The organism is uncultured Ruminococcus sp. (assembly GCF_937915125.1).
Taxonomy (GTDB): domain Bacteria; phylum Bacillota; class Clostridia; order Oscillospirales; family Ruminococcaceae; genus Ruminococcus_C.
The window spans coordinates 37,955-57,344 of record NZ_CALDMP010000021.1 but is presented as its reverse complement, the minus strand read 5'-3'; the positions used below and the strand labels follow the sequence as shown (position 1 = coordinate 57,344).

The window sequence follows — 19,390 nt, the reverse complement described above, 5'->3', positions numbered from 1 at the left end:
TACCATTAATATTCATTCGGCAGTTCGGACAGCTCATCAAAGCGGAATACCGGACCGTCCTTGCAGACGTATTTGTCACCGATATTGCAGCGGCCGCACTTGCCGATACCGCACTTCATGCGCAGCTCCATTGTGGTATACACCTGTGTCTCCTGGAATCCCAGCTTTTTCAGACCATCCAGCGTGAACTTGATCATGATAGGCGGTCCGCAGATGAGAACTGTGCGGTTCAGATCCGGCTTCAGCTCTTCCACATAACTGGGGATGAAGCCAACGTGTCCATCCCAGCCTTCCTGAGGACGGTCGATGGTCAGATCCACTTTGCAGTCCTGCTTCCATTCGTCCAGAATTTCCTGATAGTCTACCAGATCATCTGCCGAACGGGAACCATAGATGATGTGCAACGAGCCATAAGCATTGGGATCTTCCTTCTTCTTGTCACGGCAATAGTTAATGACAGAGCGCAGCGGAGCCAGACCGATACCGCCGGCAATAAAGAGCAGATCCTTGCCCTTCAGATCCGTTTCTACAGGGAAATTCTTACCGTACGGTCCACGGATAGTCACCTGCTGACCCACTTCCATCATGTGCAGCCAGCTGGTCAGGCAACCGCACTTCTTGATGCTGAATTCCATAAATTCAGTATTTGTCGGCGAAGAGGTAATGGAGAACATACCCTCACCAACGCCCGGAATGGAGAGCATTGCGCACTGACCGGGCATATGTTCAAAGACTTTTTTTCCGTCAAGTCCAACCACACGGAAGGTCTTGACATCCGGAGTGTCCATACGAATGTCTGTGACAACGCCGACCTTCGGAATTAACGCTTCTTGTCTCATTCGTGATCCTCCCCCAGTGTCTTCATGACTTTTACGATGTTCATGGAAATCGGGCAGCTCTTCATGCAGCGGCCGCAGCCAACGCATCCAAAGGTACCCTCATTGTTTGCGGGATAGTAAACCAGCTTGTGCATGAATCGCTGACGGAAACGCTGCATCTGTGTAGTTCTGGTATTACCATGTGCACAGAGCGTAAAGTCAGAGTACATGCAGCTGTCCCAGCAGCGGAAGCGCTGGATGCCATGACCCGTGTCATAATCACGGATATCATAGCACTGGCAAGTCGGACAGACAAAAGTACAAGTACCGCATGCCAGACAGGACTGAGAAAGTCCTTCCCACTTGTCGGAATCAAACAATTCCATGAGCTTGTCTCCACCGAACTTGTCAGTAGACAAATTCTTCAGCGGCAGCTTATCCAGCACCTTGCGGATATCTTCCTTCGCCGCATCGGCAGCATTGTCGGCAGCATCCTCCAGCATAGGCAGAGATGCCAGCAGCGCCTCACCCTTTTCGGTGTTTGCCTGCATCAGGATCTCATCGCCGGATCTCCAGCAGCTGATATCCCCTGCCGGCTCTGCGGCATCGATGCCGAATACGGAGCAGAAGCAGGTCTCGCTGGGCTTTCCGCATGCCATGGTCATGATGACACCGTGCTCCCGGCGGTTCTGATAGAAGGTGTCTACCGGATCGGACAGATAAACGCTGTCCAGGATCTTGAAGCTTGCCGCATCGCAGGCACGTACACCAAAGATCACGAAATCTTCGCATTCCTCACGGATATCCTTGACCTCGATGGATTTTCCCTCCACCTTGAAGTTTGCCATGCGTTCTACCTGCGGGAAGAAGAAATCCTTCGCACTGCGGACGGTATTGACAGCATCTGCTGCATAGACCGTTTCCGGTGTCCAGGCAGCGTATTTTGCGCCGCGCTTTTCATCGGCACCGTCTGCTGTAGGCAGATAGAGCTTTTTTGCCTCTGCAATGGCAGCGAACAGCGCATCCAGATTCGAACATGAAACTTTTTTCATCACTTGCTGCCTCCTTTATATACAACATTCGGCTCGCAGTCCTCCTGGGTGAAGTTCACCAGCGGTGCACGGCTTCCCTCTTCTGCACCTGCCTGATATTCCCCATAATAGGTGTTGATATCCTTGATGAACTTGCGGTTCAGCAGGTGCAGCGGAATGTGCTGCGGACATACACGAGAGCACTCGCCGCAGTCTGTGCAGCGACCGGCAACGTGGAATGCACGGATGATGTGGAACATATTCTCTTCGAAAGAATCTGCCGCCGCCTTCTGGGATACGCCGGATGCCGGGTTGTCGAATACGCACTGCTCGCAGCTACATGCCGGGCACACATTGCGACAGGCATTGCAGCGGATGCAGCGGGAAAGCTCACCGCGCCAGAAAGCAAAACGCTCATCGGGTGTCATGGCTTCCAGCTTTGCCACTTCATCAAATCTGCCGCAATCCTCGTTTACACTGCCGTTTTCGCCCAGCATCTCGTCGAACACGACTACCTCGTGGCTCTTGCAGACCTTGCAGCGTTCCAGCAGACAGTCAGCCTTGTTCAAGGTCACATCACCGTACATGGTATCCACCTTTACGGTATCGCCCTCTGTGGAAACGCCCAGGATACCCTCTGCACCAGAAGCACGGACAGTGTCCGGATCCAGCTTTCCGTCACAGGGAATGCCGATGATATATACATTTTCACGCTTGATGCGGTGTTCTGTCAGCAGCTGGTTGAAGCTGTAGGAATCGCAGGGTTTCAGGAAAACCAGGGTTTTTCCCTCCAACTTGGACAGCTTGATCAGATACTTCGACAGGTTGCTGCCGCAAAAATCGTGATATACAAAATCCTGTTCCAGAGCTTCCGCAGAATCAAACACAGTCGGTGTGGGATCATATACGAATTCACCGTTTTTCCAGCCCAGAACACGTACCACTGTACCGTCTGCCAGAAGCGCGGAGGCTCTTTTCATCATTTCGCTTTGCATCTCAGATCCTCCAGTCTCTTGTTCTCGCCCAGTGCTGTTACAGTTGCCACGAATTCATTCATAGTAGCTGCAAACTTTGCACCTTCTGCGGCGGATACCCATTCTACACGGGTACGCTCTTTTTCGATACCCAGATAGTCGAGCATAGAGAAGAGCATGGTCATTCTGCGGCGTGCATAATAGTTACCGGTGGTGTAGTGACAGTCACCCGGATGGCATCCGCAGAGAATCACGCCGTCTGCGCCGCGCTGAAAGGCACGCAGAATAAAGAGCGGATTCACACGGCAGGAGCAAGGTACACGGATGATCTTGACATCTGCCGGATAGTTAGAGCGGTTGGTTCCCGCAAGGTCAGCACCTGCATACGAACACCAGTTACAGCAGAATGCGACGATTTTCGGTCTGAATTCCTGATTTACTTGCATATTGCATCTACCTCCGCCATAATCTGACTGGTTGCGAAGCCCTTCAGATCCATTGCACCGGACGGGCAGGCAACCGTACATGCACCGCATCCCTGACATACTGCCTCATTGACAGATGCCACGCGGCGAATCATTGTGCCATCCTTGCGGCGGCTGAAGTCCTTATCCATATAAGTGATCGCACCATAGGGACAAACGTTTGCACAAGACGAGCAGCCGTTACACTTGAGCTCGTCGGAATGTGCAACACAGGGATTGCAGGAGAGCTTATCCTTTGCCAGCAGACCAATTACCTTGGATGCGGCAGCGCCTGCCTGTGCAACAGTCTCCGGAATATCCTTCGGGCCCTGGCAGACACCGGACAGGAATACACCTGCTGTCGGGGATTCTACCGGACGCAGCTTTGCGTGTGCTTCGGTGAAGAAGTCATTGGTATCCATGCTGGCAGTGAGCATGGTTGCCAGAGGACGAGCTGTCTTGTCCGGCTCAATGGCTGCTGCCAGAACGACCATATCTGCCTTGATGTGCATCTGTTCATTGGAGATCAGGTCAGAAGCCTGGACATCCAGAGTACCATCTGCCTGCGGTGCGACCTTGCCCACCATACCTTTAATATAATGTACACCGTACTGTTCTACTGCACGGCGATAGAATTCGTCGTAATTCTTACCCGGTGTACGAACGTCAATGTAGAATACATAAACATCGGTATCCGGATATTTTTCACGGCAGAGCATGGCATGCTTTGCGGTATACATACAGCAGATCTTGGAGCAGTACTCCTTGCCGCAGCCATGGGTAGAACCGGATTCACGGCTGCCCACACACTGTACAAATACCAGTGTTTTCGGCTGCTTGCCGTCAGAAAGACGCTGCAGATGACCATCTGTAGGACCGTCTGCCTTGAGGATACGCTCGAACTCCAGAGAAGTCACAACATCCTTGCTCTGAGAATATGCGAATTCATCATAACCGTCGATGTTGATCGGATTATAACCTGTCGCAGCAACGATGGCACCGTACTTTTCCTCGACAATAGTTTCTTTCTGCTCATAGTCGATGGCTCCAGCAGAGCAAACTGTGGAGCAGAGACCGCACTTGCCCTTGGTGAGCTTGATGCAACGTTCGCTGTCCAGAACAGCCACATTCGGGATCGCCTGTGCAAAGGGAATGTAAGCTGCATGACGGTTGCTCAGACCCAGGTTATAGGCATCCGGTACATTCTTGACCGGGCACTTTTCGGTACATGCGCCGCATCCGGTACACTTGTCCTCGTCTACATAACGAGCCTTCCGGCGGATCTTCACGCTGAAATTGCCCACGAAACCAGTCACTGCCTCTACTTCACTGTAGGAGTAGATAGTGATGTTCTCATTCTGTGCACACTCTACCATTTTCGGGGTGAGGATACAGGACGAGCAGTCCAGTGTCGGGAATGTCTTGTCGATCTGTGTCATCTTGCCGCCGATGGTGGGTTCTTTTTCCACGATATCCACCGGATAGCCAGCCTCAGCAATATCCAGGGCTGTCTGGATACCGGCAATACCGCCGCCGATGACCAGTGCACGCTTCGTTACCGGGCTTTCGCCGGCAGTCAGCGGGGTGTTCAGCAGAACCTTTGCAATGGCTGCACGTCCCAGGACGATTGCCTTTGCAGTACCCTCTGCCATGTCCTTGTGGATCCATGAGCACTGCTCACGGATGTTTGCTACTTCCAGCAAATAAGGGTTCAGACCAGCAGCCTGAACTGCCTTCCGGAAGGTTGCCTCATGCATACGCGGCGAGCACGAACATACGACAACGCCTTCCAGCTTGTATTCCTTAATTGCATCCTTGATTATGTTTTGGCCTGCCTCTGAGCACATGTACGGATAATCTGTCGAGAAAACAACTGCCGGCTCTTTTCCAAGAGTTTCAGCAACGGTTTTTACATCGACAGTACCGGCAATGTTCGTACCGCAGTGGCATACAAAAACACCAATTCTCCGCATTTTTATGCCTCCTTACTTGCTGTATTTCCGGAATGCGCTGACGATCGCCTGCTGCGGCAGATCCTCATCTACCATTTCGGGGATCTGTTCCGATTTCAGGTGATTCTGTCCCTGCTGACGGATCACCGCCAGTCTGACTGCTTCCACCAGTTTTGCCGGCTCAACGTCACGAGGGCAGCGTTCTACGCAGGCAAAGCAGGAGAGACATGTATAGATGGACTTGGATGCCATGAGCTTTTCGATGTCACCTTTTTCCACCATATACACGAACTGATGCGGATGATATTCCATTGCATCATAAGACGGACAGGTACCGCTGCATTTGCCGCAGCGCATACACTTGAGCGGATTGACGCCGCTCGCTGTCAGAACGAGCTCTTTATAATCTGCCATTTCCGTTCCTCCTTATTTCAGACCGAGTGCTTCGGCGAGCAGTTCGGTAAAGTATACGACCGGCAGATCAGAAACGCCGGAATTTTTCTGGAGGTTGTACAGACAGAGCGGACATGCGGTGATAACCATCTCCGCACCGTTTTCCGCAGCGCTTGTCATCACCTTGTTGCTCCGGGACTCTGCCACAGACTTTTCATCCAGTGTCAGATAGCCGCCGCAGCACTCATTGCGCATCGGATAGAGCACCGGTGTCGCGCCGATGGCACGGATAAAATCCTCCAGGATCTTCGGGTTCTCCGGGTTGTCCATCTGCATGGTCTTTCCCGGACGAAGCAGGAGACATCCGTAATATGCCGCAATTTTCTTACCCTTCAGGGGATTGACGACCTTCTTTTTCAGCTCGTCAAAGCCCACCTTGTCACGCAGCACTTCCAGATAGTGAATTACTTCGGTTTCACCCTGGTACGGCTCATCCAGCTTCAGATAATTGTTTGCCTTCAGGACGATGTTGTCATCCGTCTGCATGTCATGGTTGACCTGCTTGATGACATTATGACAGGCGGAACAAAGGGTCACCAGCGGCTGTCCCAGTTCCTTTGCCTTTGCCAGTGCACGGATGGATGAGAGCTTTGTTGCGATCTCATTTTTCGCCATCGGATACACACCGCCGCAGCACTGCCAGTCCGGAAGTTCTTCCAGAGTAAATCCCAATGCTTCAGCAGAGATCCGGGCATAATGATCGAGGTCTTTCGCCTTGGTCTTTAAAGTACAGCCCGGAAAATAACTGTATGTCATAGCAAAACTACCTTTCTTTCTTATTTTTCAGCGCAGTGCGCAGGGTTCAGACCATCTGTTCCGGATGGAACACTTCGTCGAACCGTTCCGCTGTCAGGAATCCCAGCTCAACGCAGGCTTCCTTCAGGGAAATGTTGTCATGGAACGCCTTCTTTGCCGTCTTGGCAGCGTTCTCATAACCAATATAGGGGTTCAGTGCTGTTACCAGCATGAGAGAATTGTGCAGGTTGTGGTGCATCTTCTCACGGTTTGCGCAGATACCTACAGCACAGTTCTTGTTAAAGGAAACAATGGACTCTGCCAGCAGGCGTGCGGACTGGAGGAAGTTGTATGCACAAACCGGCATAAATACATTCAGCTCGAAGTTGCCCTGAGAAGCTGCCATGCCCACAGCCACATCGTTGCCCATTACCTGAACAGCAACCATAGTCACCTGTTCGCACTGGGTCGGATTTACCTTACCCGGCATAATGGAAGAGCCCGGCTCATTCTCAGGAATGGTGATCTCGCCGAGGCCGTCACGGGGACCGCTTGCCAGCCAGCGTACATCGTTTGCGATCTTCATCATATCCGCAGCCAGCGCCTTGAGGGCACCGTGTGCGAATACGATCTCATCCTTGCTGGTCAGTGCGTGGAACTTGTTCTCTGCGGTAACGAAGTCCTTGCCGGTCAGTTCAGAAACTGCCTTTGCAACTTCCACATCAAAACCCTTCGGCGCATTCAGACCAGTACCTACTGCGGTACCGCCCAGTGCCAGTGTTTTCAGATACGGCAGCGTAGAAACGAGCATCTCGCGATCACGCTCGAGCGAAGTACGCCATCCGCTGATTTCCTGGGAAAATTTGATGGGTGTTGCATCCTGAAGGTGCGTTCTTCCGCTCTTGACAATGCCTTCGTGCTCTTCTTCCAGGCGGCGGAAAGTTGCCACCAATTCGTCAATTGCCGGCAAAACCTTATCCTCCACTGCCAGAACAGCAGAAATGTGCATTGCAGTAGGGAATGTGTCGTTGGAGGACTGGCTCATATTCACATCATCATTGGGATGCAGGAGCTTCTTTCCAGCGATCTCGTTTCCACGGTTTGCAATGACCTCATTGGTGTTCATATTCGACTGTGTGCCGCTTCCTGTCTGCCATACCACAAGCGGAAAATGCTCGTTCAGGCTGCCGGAAATCACCTCATCACAAGCGGTAGAAATAGCAGCAAGCTTCTCATCCGTCATTTTTTCCGGACGGAGCTTGTGGTTAGCAATTGCGGCAGCCTTCTTGAGGATGCCGAAAGCATGTGTGATTTCCCGGGGCATCGTCTCAATGCCCACGCCGATCAGAAAGTTCTCGTGGCTGCGTTCTGTCTGTGCAGCCCAGTACTTGTCGGCAGGTACCTTGACCTCTCCCATCGAGTCATGCTCAATGCGATACTCCATGTTCATCTCTCCTATTTTGTAAATTTTCGGGGATCCGGTTTGCAGCCTGTCATTTCAGGGCAATACCGTACAAAACCGCTATGCGTTCTTTGTGAGGTGTTGCCTCAGGCAAAGAAATCCCCAATGTGTGTCCGGCAAAAAAGGCTGCATCGCCAGAGGCCGCAGTCCGCCGGTTCAGGCTGCTGTCCGCAGCCGGTTTTCGTTCCGACACGGATCACGGCACAGCAAAGCTGGAAAACACAGCCTTTCCTGCTGTCGACCCGTCCTGTCCGGACGCATTTCTTGACAGAAAAATCAATGCTTCAGCGCAAGATACCGTCGTATCTACGGCAGAATGACAACATGATATACTATCTTTTGTATTATAACATATTCCGACTCATTTTGCAAGATACATTCGCAAATTTTATATGAACAAGCGGCGGTGACTGCTGGAATTCTCTCCGGATGCTGCCGGATTTCATTGCAATAATTTCACATAGGCACTTGCCTTTTGACCTGTTCCATGGTATAATGCATTTGAGATTTTTATTCCAGCAGAATGCACCGGAGGTATCCATATGGAAGATTTCACCACACGTCTGATCCAGGCGATGCAGCAAAAGCAGATGACACAATCGGAATTGTGTGAAAAAACCGGCATATCCCGTTCTACTATGAGCCAATACTGCTCCGGCTCGTTCCGCCCCCGTGACAGCAAGCTGCGCCGTATTGCAAAGGTGCTGGGTGTAAAAGAGGCATGGCTCATGGGCTATGACAGTGAGGACGAACAGGAATTGTCTCTGGAGGATTATCCCAACCTGCGCCCTGTCCGTCTCAAGCGGTTCCCCCTGCTGGGAGAGATCGCCTGCGGCGAACCGATCTTTGCCCAGGAGGACCGGGAAAGCTTTATTATGGCAGACGCCGATATCCATGCAGATTTCTGTCTCCTGGCACGCGGCGACAGCATGATCGGTGCACGGATCTATGACGGCGACGCTGTTTTCATCCGCAGCCAGCCCATGGTGGACAATGGAGAAATTGCCGCTGTCATCATCGATGATGAAGCGACCCTGAAACGAGTTTATTACGACCGAAAACATGCAAGATTACAGCTGGTGGCAGAAAATCCGGCGTATTCTCCCCTGGTATATGTAGGAGAGGAACTGGAATATGTACGGATTCTGGGAAAAGCAGTGGGCTTTATGAGTCTGCTGTAAAAAAGCTCCCCTGACCATTCTATGTCCAAAAACAAATCGGCAGAACAGTGAGCGCTTCTGTTCTGCCGGTTCTCGTTTGTAATTATAAAAGCGGACTGATGGTCCGGAGGATCGCCTGCCACAGACGGCTTCTCCGGCGGTTTTTGCAGTCCTGCAAGGTCACACGGCGGCTTTTTTCCATGGTGACAATACAGTCCAGCTTCAGTTTCTCCAGGGCGCTGCACTCCACCATCAGAACGGCGCATTCCATATGCAGATACAGACTGCGATAGTCCATATTGATGGTTCCTACAATGCCAATGCGGTCATCTGCCAGATAGCTCTTTGCATGAATAAAGCCAGGCGTATACTCGTAGATCCGTACGCCTGCACGGATCAGCATCTCATAGTACGAACGTGTCAGGGAATAGACGATCCGCTTGTCCGGGATTCCCGGCGTCACGATCCGTACATCTACGCCGCGCTGCGCCGCCATACAAAGGGCGTGCTGCATTTCATCATCAATCGCCAGATATGGGGTGAAAATATAGACATAGCGTTCCGCCTGCGCCAGAAGATCCAGATAGACATCCTGCGCCAGAGTCTCGTTTTCAAAAGGCGAGTTATAATATGGCTGCACAAAGCCATCCGTGGGAAAAGATGACGAATGATAACGATAGGGCTTGTAATTTTTACAGGTATCCTCCGTATCGTGAAAGGCATTCCACAATTCCAGATGCATTAGTGTAAAACTATAAGCTGCCTCACCGCACAGGCGGATGCCTGTGTCCTTCCAATGACCGAATCGTTCGATTTCATTAATGTACTCATCTGCCAGATTAAATCCGCCGGTATATGCGATATATCCGTCAATAACTGTGATTTTCCGGTGGCTGCGGTTATTCATAACGGCAGACAGCGCCGGACGAAAGGGATTAAATGCCATGACATGGATCCCGGCTTCGGACAATTCCTTCCGGAAATGCTTCGGCAGACAGCCGATGCTGCCAAGATCATCGTATATGAACCGCACTTCTACTCCATTTGTTGCTTTTTCCTTCAGTACCTCCTTGATGGAATCCCACATGACGCCTTCCGTAATAATAAAATACTCCATAAAAATATAATGCTTCGCTTGTTTCAGATCTGCCAGGAGCTGTACATATGCCTCATCCGCAACGGAATAATAATCCACCTGTGTATTCTGGTACATGGGGAAACCGCAGCGTTCCAGATAAAATCCAATGGATGCCGTTCTGTCCGGCAGTTCTCCCAGAACGCTTTCTACAGGAACACGAGCGCCGATCACACGTTTTCCGTGATGAAGCTGTCTGCGCATCTTCCGGGACGGCCGCTTATCGCCGAACATCAGGTACATCAAGCCGCCCAATACCGGGAACGTGCCGATAAACAGCAGCCACAGAATCTTATAGGACGGATTGCCGGGCTTGCTGATAATATACAGTTCGATCAGAACGCTCAGCACAACAAATCCCACATTGATCCAGGAAGCGTATTGCGTCAGCCGCAAAAACAAAATCACAAACCATGCAAGCTGTATTGCAATCAAAAGACCAATGATAACCACCCGACTTGTGAGCAGACTGAACAGCTTTTTCAGCTTTCTTCTCATGGATGCGTACTCCTTTCCGCTTAATCGATTTGCAATTAACTTTTAGTATAACAGATATTTCAAAAAATAGCAAGCAGAAATTGAAAATTTTACGAAGGCAACACCGCACAAAGATTGTGCGTCAGATGCGCCGTCAGATTTTTCGTCAGATGAAACAAAAAGCGCAGTGAATACTTTGTGTATTCACGAGCATTTTTGTGAAATATGACGGAAAAGATGCAAGCATATGACGTGCAAAGCCGATAGGCGCTCTTTGTGCGGTGTTGCCCGAAGAGTAAAAGAATCACACACTGATTTCCTCGTACAAAAAGAATTCAAAAAAAATGTATACAATTCCTATCAAAATATGTTATACTATAAGAGCTTGTATAAAAAAAACACACTATTGAATTGATAGAACTGGAGGAGACACCATGCTGCAATTGGAACAAATCACATGGAATCTGCCGGACGGAACCTCTCTGATCCAGGGAATCGACCTTACCATTCCCGATGAAAAAATGGTGGTCATTACTGGTCCCAACGGCGGCGGAAAAACAACCCTTGCAAAACTGATCGCCGGCATTATCCCACCTACATCCGGGCGCATTTTGCTGAACGGCGAAGATATTACGAACTGCAGCGTCACAGAACGTGCCAGAAAAGGCATCTCTTATGCCTTTCAGCAGCCGGTACGGTTCAAGGGCATGACCGTACAGGATATGATGGAGCTTGCCGGCGGCGAGTCCATGTCCCCGGAGACCATGTGCACCCTGCTGGGCAAAGTCGGACTTTGCGCCGAGGAATATGCTGACCGTGAGATCAACACCGGACTTTCCGGCGGCGAAATGAAACGCATTGAGATCGCAAGCGTTCTGGCACACGGCGGCAGATTTATTATTTTTGACGAACCGGAAGCCGGCATCGACCTGTGGAGCTTCACCCGTCTGGTGGACACCTTCCGGGAAATGCAGAAACAGGAACAGACTCTGCTCATCATCTCCCACCAGGAACGCATTTTGTCCATCGCAGACGAAATCGTCGTTGTGGCAAACGGAAAAGTACGCACCAAGGGCTGCCGTGAGGAGATCCTGCCCACGCTGCTGGAGGACGAACGCACCGCACGCTGTCCTCTCGGAAAGGAGGAACGCCGATAATGGAATCGAAACTGAAAGAACTGCTGAAGCTTGTCTCCGATTACGAGGGCTCCTATGACGGCGCATACAACATCCGTTCCAACGGACAATGTGCCGAACGGAATTCCACGGAACATATCCAGATCGTCTCCAAAACAGACCAGCCGGGGCTGGATATCTTCATCCAGCCAGGCACCAAAGGTGAAAAGGTATTTATCCCCGCCTGCGTTACCCAGACCGGATTCCACGACCTGGTGTATAACGACTTCCACGTAGGCGAAGGCGCCGATGTCACCATTATCGCCGGCTGCGGCATCCATGCAGAGCACGGCGAAGAGACAGTGCACAACGGCATCCACCGCTTTTTCATGGGGAAGAATTCCCACGTGATCTATCAGGAAAAACACATCGGAACAGGCGCAGCAAAAGCCGACCGTGTTATCGACCCGGTAACAGAAGCATTTCTGGAGGAGGATGCTGTTCTGGAAATGGATACAGTCCAGCTGGGCGGCGTAGATCATTCCCGAAGAAAAACCAGAGCCGAACTGGAAGCACGTGCCAAGATCCTGATCCGGGAGCGTATTATGACAGACGGTGATGAAACGGCAGAGACAGATTTTTCTGTGGTGCTCCGGGGAGATGATTCCGGCGCAGACCTGATCTCCCGTTCTGTTGCACGAGGCAATTCCAAACAGCATTTCGTCTCCCAAATCCACGGCATGACACGCTGCACTGGTCACTCGGAATGCGATGCGATCCTGGCGGAAAACGGCTCTGTGACAGCAGCACCGGCGCTGGAAGCATCCTGCATTGACGCAGCACTGATTCATGAAGCTGCCATCGGCAAGATCGCCGGCGAACAGATTCTGAAGCTCTGCACCCTTGGACTGACAGAACAAGAGGCAGAGGAACGCATTATTGCCGGATTCCTGAAATAAACAGATATTGATATGAAGAAGTCCTTTCCTGTATGCGCAATCACACGCAGGAAAGGGTTTCTTGTTTATGGTCACCTCTAAAAACCCGCTCACTCTCCATCTGCGGCGCATCTTTGTGCCATCTTCACTTGCGGAAAAACTTGAAATACACCAAGTATTCCTGCATTTTTCCGCAAGTGAATCTGTCGCAAATCTGCACCACATCTGACGGATTCGGGGTATTTAAAGGTGCCCTTATGCTGCTTTCTCCGAGATCTGCCGCATTTTTTTCTGATACGTGCATTTCAGAACGATACAGGAAACAACAGCCGTCACAGTTTCTGCAATGCTGAACGACCACCAAACCAATTCAGAGGGATGCGAAGTTTGCAGAAACAAGAAGCTCAGCGGAATCGGCAGCAGAACCAATCGCAGCATTGCCAGTACCAGAGGCGAAAAGACACAGCGGAATGCCTGCAAAATACCCTGAATTGCCACTGTGATTCCCATAAACACATAACCGATGGTACAGATATGCATTGCACGGGTGCACAGCACCTGAATCTCCTTTCCGCCGTCGCTGTTGAACATGCTGGAAATGGGACTTGCAAACAACTGGAATAAAATCGTCACCACGACCATCAGTCCAATGGAATAGACCAAGCCATACTGCACGCACTGGCGGAGACGTACCCGTTCCTGCTTGCCGTAATTAAAGGCAACAACCGTGATGAGCGTATTGCTCAGACCGAATGCGGCAAACAATGCAAACTGCTGTATTTTATAGTAGATACCGTATGCAGCCTGCGACGCCCCTGCCTGGGCACCCTGCGTACCGAATACCAGATTCACCAGCAGCACCATGACAGACAACAGTCCCTGCATTACTGCCGCCGGAATACCCACTGTATAGATACCACGGATGAGCCCCCACTTGGGACGGATATGCTTCCAGTCGCCCCGGATCTCTTTGTCCCAGCGGTAGTGGAAAACCATAGCAGTTACCAGCGAAACGATCTGACCGACTACCGTTGCAAGTGCGGCACCTACAACACCCAGATCGAATCCAAAGATAAAAATAGGATCCAGGATAATGTTGAGCGCTGCACCGCTGATCTGCGCAATGGTGGAAAGATTGGTTCTGCCGGTTCCCTGCAAAAATCGCTCATACACAGTATAACCGATATTACCGAAAGAACCGATACAGCAGATAGTCAGATACTTTGTCCCCATTTCCTCCCGCAGGGCATTGCCGTTTGCCTGCATGGCAATAAAGCCGTGGGCACCAAATATGCCAAACAGCAAGAATATCACATAGATACAGATTCCAAGGAAAATACCATTTCCGGCAATTTCCGCCGCCTTTTCCCGGTTCTGCTCACCCAGGGTTTTGGAGAGCAACGCATTGATACCGATTCCCGTACCAACGCCGATGGCTACGATCAACAGTTGGATGGAATAGGAATCCGTCAGTGCCAGTACAGCTGCATCGCCGTTTTCCATATGGCTGACGAAAATGGTATCCACAATGTTATACACTGCCTGCAATACCATGGAAAGCGCCATGGGCATACCCATACTGAGGATCAGCGTCCGGATAGGCCAGTCCGCCAGCTTATTGCCCTTTCCTGCGGATGGATTCTGCGTTACACTTTTCTGCATGATTATGTCATACCTCCCGAAAAAAACGAAAAACGGCGCAAATCCAATCATAACAACTGGATTTACGCCGTTTTAGCTACACGTTATATCTTTATCATATCTGTTTTTTCATAGAAATGCAAGCACATTTTTCTGAAAAAAACATGAAAATTTTCCACCTGATGCTCTGATCAATCTGCCATAACCGGAATGCGGGACAGAATGGTAACGCCTTCCTGTGCCAGTTTCTGCTTGAATGCCTCAGCTGTTTTCTGGTCACAAGTGCTGATCATGCAGCCGTTTTCCACTGCACCCAGCAGCTTCACGCCGGTTTCTTCTGCAATTTTCGCAAAGACGCCGCTGCCGCAGGGAGATGTCCGATAGCACCGAGCCGCATAGAATGCATCGATAGGTGCCACAAAATCCGTATTTTCGTCTGCCGGTTCCCAGCTCTGGGACAGAACCGTATCTGTCTGCTTGACTTCGTCAATCAGGTCGCCCAGTACTGCACTTGCGGTAGGCAGCTTTCCGGCACCACGTCCATAGAACATGGTCTTATCCACGCCGTCACCCCATACCATGACAGCGTTGAATACACCGTTGACATGGGAGATCAGGCTGTCGTTCATAACAACCATAGGCATAACGGTGGGAAGGATTCTGCCGTCTTTCAGACGCTTCACTGCACCGATAAGCTTGACTGCGCCGCCAAATTCCTGTGCCAGCTGAACATCCTCCAGCTTGATGTCACGGATTCCCTTGGTATACACCTGATCGGGATACACATGCTTGCCGAATACCAGAGAGGACAGGATGCAGATCTTCCGGCATGCATCGCCGCCGTCGATATCCGCAGAGGGATCCCGTTCTGCATAGCCCAGTTTCTGTGCCAGTTCCAGAGCATCTGCAAAACGCATCTTATCACAGAACATTTTTTCCAAAATGAAGTTTGTAGTACCATTTAAGATACCAGCAACCGCAGAAATATCATTAGCTGCCAGACAGGTGTGCAGCGGACGGATGATAGGGATCGCACCGCCGACACTTGCTTCAAAGAAGAAGTTCACGTGGTGTGCCTTGGCTGTCTGAAGCAGGATATCACCTTTTTCTGCCACCAGCTGTTTATTGGAAGTGGCAACGCTCTTGCCTGCCTCCAGACAGCGGCGGACAAAGTCAAAGGCCGGATTCACACCGCCCATGCACTCTGCAACATAGCCTACCTCCGGGTCATCCAGAATGACCTGGATATCATGCACCACACGATCACCATAGGGATCATCTGGGAATTCCCGCAGATCCAGGATATAGCCGATTTCCAGCTCAGTACCGGTATTCTGCTCGATCTTCTTCTGATTCCGATAAAACAGCTCCACAACACCGGAGCCGACAACACCATAGCCCAAAACAGCAATCTTTTTCATATGACTCATATTCCTCCAAATTTATTCGCCGGAAAGCAGCCGGACCTCTACCACACCATTCAGTTCCGAGATCGCACGAGTGATCTCAATGGGATTCGCCGCACCTTCCCCCATCTTTAAAGAGAGAGAGACCAATGCAACGCCGTCTACCGGGATATTCTGATTCACCGTCAGGATATTGGCATGCATCCCATACAGCGTGGTCAGCACATTGGACAGAACCCCTGCCTGATCGCACAGAGTGACAGAAAAATTGACAATCTGCTGCGTCATTTTATCATCGTATGCGAATACACAGTCCCGGTACTTATAAAAAGCACTCCGTGAAATGCCCATCCGTTTGCACGCAGAGGAAAAACTGCGCTCAGTTCTGTCCGCAACAAGCTTTTTTACCTCCAGCACCTTTCCGAAGATCTCCGGCAGCACTGCGGTATCCACAACAATATATCGTGTTTCCTTGTCCATTTCTGTCTCACTCGCACCGAAAACAACATTCCGTATACGAGCCGTTCCTCCTTGTATGATCTCGGTGCAGTCACAGACTGCATTCTGCGATACGTCCGTGCACAAAAAACAATTGTACTTATCACAACTATATAACTATACCATGATTTCTGTCGTTTGTCAAGGGATTCCACCGCATTTTCTCCGGAGCCTGTGAATTTTTTCTTTTCTCAGCGGAACAGAGCAGAACAGAGGTACGTGTCCGCATCAAATGTGATTTTTTCAAAAATCGTCGTTTTTTTCTTTTTTTCATTAGAAAACATCACTTTTTCGTTTTAAAATCAAGGCAATTTGAAAAATAGCCGAAAACGACTTGACAAAACGGCAGAATTCCTGTATGATAATAATGTCAATTCAATCGGATCGCAGGTTTGGCCGTTCCCGTGGGACACTGCGTTCCTGGACAATTGTTGAGACGAGTGAGATTATACGTGAAACAAAGGCGTTTCCATGACTAAGCCGATACAGCAGTTTGTATTGTGTTAAACCATGAAAATGCTTTTTATTTTTAGGAGGTTATTATCATGTCCAAAAATGTTGCAGAATTCTTCGCATGCGACGTCTTCAATGACGAGGTCATGAAGGCAAGACTCCCGAAGCCGGTTTATAAGGCTATGACCAAGACCCGTAAAATGGGTACACCCCTGGATCCCACCTATGCGGATGTTGTGGCAAATGCCATTAAAGACTGGGCAATCGAGCACGGTGCAACACACTATACCCACTGGTTCCAGCCGATGACAGGTTCCACTGCGGAAAAGCATGATTCCTTCATCAGCCCCACAGACAACGGCATGGTAATTATGAACTTTTCCGGCAAAGAGCTGGTAAAAGGTGAACCGGATGCTTCATCTTTCCCGTCCGGCGGTCTGCGTGAGACCTGTTCCGCAAGAGGCTATACCGCATGGGATCCCACTTCCTACTGCTTTGTAAAGGAAGGTTCCCTGTATATTCCGACAGTATTCGTTTCCTACACCGGCGAAGCACTGGATAAGAAGACTCCCCTGCTGCGCTCCATGGATGCCCTGAGCACACAGGCAATCCGTATCCTGCGTCTGTTCGGCAACACCACCGCAACAAAGGTCACCTCTACCGTAGGTCCGGAACAGGAATACTTCCTCATCGACAAGAAGATGTACGATCAGCGTGAGGATCTGATCATGACCGGCAGAACCCTGTTCGGTGCAATGCCGCCGAAGGGGCAGGAACTGGAGGATCAGTATTTTGCAAACCTGAAGCCTCGTATTGCTGCTTTCATGGCTGATCTGGACGAAGCATTGTGGAGAGTCGGCGTATTCGCTACCACAAAGCACAACGAAGTTGCACCGGCACAGCACGAAATGGCACCGGTATTCTCCACAACCAATATTTCCACTGACCAGAACGAGCTGGCAATGGAAGTCATGGAAAAAATTGCCCTGAAGCATGGTCTGGTTTGCCTGCTGCACGAAAAGCCTTTCGATGGTGTAAACGGTTCCGGTAAGCACAACAACTGGTCTATGGGTACAAATGACGGTCAGAACCTGCTGGATCCCGGTTCCACACCTATGGAAAATATGCAGTTCCTGACATTCCTCTGTGCTGTCATCAAGGGCATTGATGAATATGCAGATCTGCTCCGTATCAGTGCTTCCTCCGCTGGTAATGACCATCGTCTGGGTGCCAACGAAGCACCGCCGGCAATTATCTCCATCTTTATGGGTGAAGAACTTCAGGGCGTTCTGGACGCACTGGAAGCTGGCACCTCTTATAAGAGTGAGTCCAAGGTATTCGAGATCGGCGTTGACTCCCTGCCGGCATTTCCGAAGGATTCCACTGACCGTAACCGTACTTCTCCGTTTGCCTTCACTGGTAACCGCTTTGAGTTCCGTATGGTTGGTTCTTCCGATAACATCGGCTGCCCGAATGCGCTGCTGAATGCCATTGTTGCCGGCGAACTGTGTGAGATTGCTGACAAGATGGAAGGCGTTTCGAAAGATCAGTTCGACGAAAAGCTGAAGGAACTGCTGGTTACTATCATCAAGGAACACAAGCGTGTTATCTTCAATGGCAACGGCTATTCTCAGGAATGGGTAGAAGAAGCTGAAAAGCGCGGTCTGCCGAACTATAAGTCCACTGTAGACTGCGTTCCGCACTATTCTGATTCGAAGAACGTGGCTCTGCTGGAGAAGTTCGGCGTACTCTCCAAGGCAGAAATTGATGCCCGTGTTGAGATCCTGCTGGAGAACTATGCAAAGACCATCAACATTGAAGCTCTGACCATGATCGATATGGCAAAGAAGAAATATGTTCCGACCTGTCTGGCATATTCCAAGGAACTGTGCGATATGATCAACGCCAAGAGCAGCCTGGATATCTGCGCCTGCGTAGAAAAGGATCTGGCTTCTAAGGTTAGCGAACTGACTAAGAAGGCTTATGATGCGACTGCAAAGCTGGAAGAAGTAACTGCTGCCGCTGCAGCAAAGGATTCTTGCATTCTGGATATGGCAAAGTCCTATCGCTATGACGTTATCCCGGTAATGGATGAACTTCGTGCTGCTGTAGATGCATTGGAAGTCATCACACCCTCTGAGAAGTGGCCTGTACCGGCATACAGCGATATTATCTTCAACGTATAACTCTGAGAAAGGTTTACCTCCAATCTCAAAGAAAGCATCACGGATTTTCTTATGGAATGTCCGGGATGCTTTTTTGCATTTTCTCTTGACAAACATCGGCTGCTATGCTATACTATTCCTAAACTGTTGTATGTATAATACAACAGATACCACAGCAAAGGAAGTATCGTTTTACATGAAGTGTCTCAGTCAGAATATCAAAAAATGGATTGCAGGCATTCTGGTTGTTTGCATGATCTTATGCAGCCTGTATGGTCTTTGGACAGGTATATGCAGTTGCCGTGCCTATTCCATCCCTCCTCTTACAGATACCGATCTTGCGGCACTGGATCTGTCTGATACAAAGCATCTGATGATCGTTGCCCACCCGGATGATGAAACCCTTTGGGGCGGTGCCCATTTGCTGGACAGCGGCTATCTGGTGGTCTGTATCACTAACGGCACTAATGAAACACGCGCCAAAGAATTCCAATCCGTCATGGCGTAAACCGG

The 19,390-nt window shown here is 50.3% G+C and carries 17 protein-coding genes; 5 read left to right on the top strand and 12 right to left on the bottom strand.

The features are described 5' to 3' along the window. Positions 1-5 precede the first annotated feature (5 nt). From Q0418_RS02070 to fumC, 8 genes are read right to left on the bottom strand one after another with little or no spacing between them, the layout of a single operon-like run. A complete protein-coding gene (locus Q0418_RS02070; protein WP_298481884.1) occupies positions 6-839 on the bottom strand; it encodes an FAD/NAD(P)-binding protein in 834 nt (277 codons plus the stop codon). Next, entirely contained in the window at positions 836-1,870 is a 1,035-nt protein-coding gene (locus tag Q0418_RS02065) for a 4Fe-4S dicluster domain-containing protein (RefSeq protein ID WP_298481883.1), read from the bottom strand. The genes Q0418_RS02070 and Q0418_RS02065 overlap by 4 nt, the downstream gene beginning before the upstream one ends. Beyond that, positions 1,870-2,844, bottom strand: coding sequence for a 4Fe-4S dicluster domain-containing protein (locus Q0418_RS02060; RefSeq protein WP_298481882.1), 975 nt, complete (start codon positions 2,842-2,844; stop codon positions 1,870-1,872). Before Q0418_RS02060 ends, Q0418_RS02065 begins: the two co-directional genes overlap by 1 nt. Continuing rightward, entirely contained in the window at positions 2,829-3,269 is a 441-nt protein-coding gene (locus tag Q0418_RS02055) for a hydrogenase iron-sulfur subunit (RefSeq protein WP_298481881.1), read from the bottom strand. Before Q0418_RS02055 ends, Q0418_RS02060 begins: the two co-directional genes overlap by 16 nt. Next, positions 3,260-5,260, bottom strand: a complete 2,001-nt coding sequence (locus Q0418_RS02050) for a CoB--CoM heterodisulfide reductase iron-sulfur subunit A family protein (RefSeq protein WP_298481880.1) — start codon at positions 5,258-5,260, stop codon at positions 3,260-3,262. The genes Q0418_RS02055 and Q0418_RS02050 overlap by 10 nt, the downstream gene beginning before the upstream one ends. Positions 5,261-5,272: 12 nt before the next feature. Continuing rightward, entirely contained in the window at positions 5,273-5,653 is a 381-nt protein-coding gene (locus Q0418_RS02045; protein WP_295215957.1) for a 4Fe-4S dicluster domain-containing protein, read from the bottom strand. A 12-nt stretch (positions 5,654-5,665) separates the two neighbouring features. After that, complete coding sequence (locus Q0418_RS02040) at positions 5,666-6,448, bottom strand: CoB--CoM heterodisulfide reductase iron-sulfur subunit B family protein (protein WP_298481879.1); 783 nt, start codon at positions 6,446-6,448, stop codon at positions 5,666-5,668. A gap of 46 nt (positions 6,449-6,494) precedes the next feature. Next, positions 6,495-7,871: a class II fumarate hydratase gene (gene fumC, locus Q0418_RS02035; protein ID WP_298481878.1), complete on the bottom strand. Its 1,377-nt coding sequence runs from the start codon at positions 7,869-7,871 to the stop codon at positions 6,495-6,497. 560 nt (positions 7,872-8,431) lie between these two features. On the opposite strand from fumC, the gene Q0418_RS02030 reads away from it, so the two are divergent. After that, positions 8,432-9,070 carry a LexA family transcriptional regulator gene (locus tag Q0418_RS02030; protein WP_298481877.1) on the top strand — a complete coding sequence of 213 codons (639 nt, stop codon included), beginning with the start codon at positions 8,432-8,434 and terminating at the stop codon, positions 9,068-9,070. Between the two features lie 82 nt (positions 9,071-9,152). Here the strand turns inward: Q0418_RS02030 and cls are convergent, their stop codons facing one another. Then, positions 9,153-10,682, bottom strand: a complete 1,530-nt coding sequence (cls, locus tag Q0418_RS02025; RefSeq protein WP_298481876.1) for a cardiolipin synthase — start codon at positions 10,680-10,682, stop codon at positions 9,153-9,155. A 413-nt stretch (positions 10,683-11,095) separates the two neighbouring features. On the opposite strand from cls, the gene Q0418_RS02020 reads away from it, so the two are divergent. Together Q0418_RS02020 and Q0418_RS02015 are read left to right on the top strand one after the other, a co-directional pair. After that, positions 11,096-11,818 (top strand): ABC transporter ATP-binding protein, encoded by a 723-nt coding sequence (locus Q0418_RS02020; RefSeq protein WP_298481875.1) that lies wholly within the window; start codon positions 11,096-11,098, stop codon positions 11,816-11,818. Continuing rightward, entirely contained in the window at positions 11,818-12,735 is a 918-nt protein-coding gene (locus Q0418_RS02015) for a SufD family Fe-S cluster assembly protein (RefSeq protein WP_298481874.1), read from the top strand. Before Q0418_RS02020 ends, Q0418_RS02015 begins: the two co-directional genes overlap by 1 nt. Before the next feature lie 234 nt (positions 12,736-12,969). Here Q0418_RS02015 and Q0418_RS02010 read toward each other — a convergent pair whose 3' ends face one another. The 3 genes from Q0418_RS02010 to Q0418_RS02000 all read right to left on the bottom strand — a co-directional run bounded on the left by Q0418_RS02010 (position 12,970) and on the right by Q0418_RS02000 (position 16,241). Then, complete coding sequence (locus Q0418_RS02010; protein WP_298481873.1) at positions 12,970-14,376, bottom strand: MATE family efflux transporter; 1,407 nt, start codon at positions 14,374-14,376, stop codon at positions 12,970-12,972. 170 nt (positions 14,377-14,546) lie between these two features. Next, positions 14,547-15,776 carry a homoserine dehydrogenase gene (locus tag Q0418_RS02005; protein ID WP_298481872.1) on the bottom strand — a complete coding sequence of 410 codons (1,230 nt, stop codon included), beginning with the start codon at positions 15,774-15,776 and terminating at the stop codon, positions 14,547-14,549. 21 nt (positions 15,777-15,797) lie between these two features. After that, positions 15,798-16,241: an ACT domain-containing protein gene (locus tag Q0418_RS02000; RefSeq protein ID WP_298481871.1), complete on the bottom strand. Its 444-nt coding sequence runs from the start codon at positions 16,239-16,241 to the stop codon at positions 15,798-15,800. Between the two features lie 563 nt (positions 16,242-16,804). On the opposite strand from Q0418_RS02000, the gene Q0418_RS01995 reads away from it, so the two are divergent. Together Q0418_RS01995 and Q0418_RS01990 are read left to right on the top strand one after the other, a co-directional pair. Next, positions 16,805-18,898, top strand: a complete 2,094-nt coding sequence (locus Q0418_RS01995) for a glutamine synthetase III (protein WP_298481870.1) — start codon at positions 16,805-16,807, stop codon at positions 18,896-18,898. 175 nt (positions 18,899-19,073) lie between these two features. Next, positions 19,074-19,385, top strand: coding sequence for a hypothetical protein (locus Q0418_RS01990; RefSeq protein WP_298481869.1), 312 nt, complete (start codon positions 19,074-19,076; stop codon positions 19,383-19,385). Positions 19,386-19,390 lie beyond the last annotated feature (5 nt).

What these genes read in the sequence shown, in the direction of transcription:
- Q0418_RS02070 (WP_298481884.1), bottom strand. Translation starts at nt 839, where the DNA reads ATGAGACAAGAAGCGTTAATTCCGAAGGTCGGCGTTGTCACAGACATT.
- Q0418_RS02065 (WP_298481883.1), bottom strand. Translation starts at nt 1,870, where the DNA reads ATGAAAAAAGTTTCATGTTCGAATCTGGATGCGCTGTTCGCTGCCATT.
- Q0418_RS02060 (WP_298481882.1), bottom strand. Translation starts at nt 2,844, where the DNA reads ATGCAAAGCGAAATGATGAAAAGAGCCTCCGCGCTTCTGGCAGACGGT.
- Q0418_RS02055 (WP_298481881.1), bottom strand. Translation starts at nt 3,269, where the DNA reads ATGCAAGTAAATCAGGAATTCAGACCGAAAATCGTCGCATTCTGCTGT.
- Q0418_RS02050 (WP_298481880.1), bottom strand. Translation starts at nt 5,260, where the DNA reads ATGCGGAGAATTGGTGTTTTTGTATGCCACTGCGGTACGAACATTGCC.
- Q0418_RS02045 (WP_295215957.1), bottom strand. Translation starts at nt 5,653, where the DNA reads ATGGCAGATTATAAAGAGCTCGTTCTGACAGCGAGCGGCGTCAATCCG.
- Q0418_RS02040 (WP_298481879.1), bottom strand. Translation starts at nt 6,448, where the DNA reads ATGACATACAGTTATTTTCCGGGCTGTACTTTAAAGACCAAGGCGAAA.
- fumC (WP_298481878.1), bottom strand. Translation starts at nt 7,871, where the DNA reads ATGGAGTATCGCATTGAGCATGACTCGATGGGAGAGGTCAAGGTACCT.
- Q0418_RS02030 (WP_298481877.1), top strand. Translation starts at nt 8,432, where the DNA reads ATGGAAGATTTCACCACACGTCTGATCCAGGCGATGCAGCAAAAGCAG.
- cls (WP_298481876.1), bottom strand. Translation starts at nt 10,682, where the DNA reads ATGAGAAGAAAGCTGAAAAAGCTGTTCAGTCTGCTCACAAGTCGGGTG.
- Q0418_RS02020 (WP_298481875.1), top strand. Translation starts at nt 11,096, where the DNA reads ATGCTGCAATTGGAACAAATCACATGGAATCTGCCGGACGGAACCTCT.
- Q0418_RS02015 (WP_298481874.1), top strand. Translation starts at nt 11,818, where the DNA reads ATGGAATCGAAACTGAAAGAACTGCTGAAGCTTGTCTCCGATTACGAG.
- Q0418_RS02010 (WP_298481873.1), bottom strand. Translation starts at nt 14,376, where the DNA reads ATGCAGAAAAGTGTAACGCAGAATCCATCCGCAGGAAAGGGCAATAAG.
- Q0418_RS02005 (WP_298481872.1), bottom strand. Translation starts at nt 15,776, where the DNA reads ATGAAAAAGATTGCTGTTTTGGGCTATGGTGTTGTCGGCTCCGGTGTT.
- Q0418_RS02000 (WP_298481871.1), bottom strand. Translation starts at nt 16,241, where the DNA reads ATGGACAAGGAAACACGATATATTGTTGTGGATACCGCAGTGCTGCCG.
- Q0418_RS01995 (WP_298481870.1), top strand. Translation starts at nt 16,805, where the DNA reads ATGTCCAAAAATGTTGCAGAATTCTTCGCATGCGACGTCTTCAATGAC.
- Q0418_RS01990 (WP_298481869.1), top strand. Translation starts at nt 19,074, where the DNA reads ATGAAGTGTCTCAGTCAGAATATCAAAAAATGGATTGCAGGCATTCTG.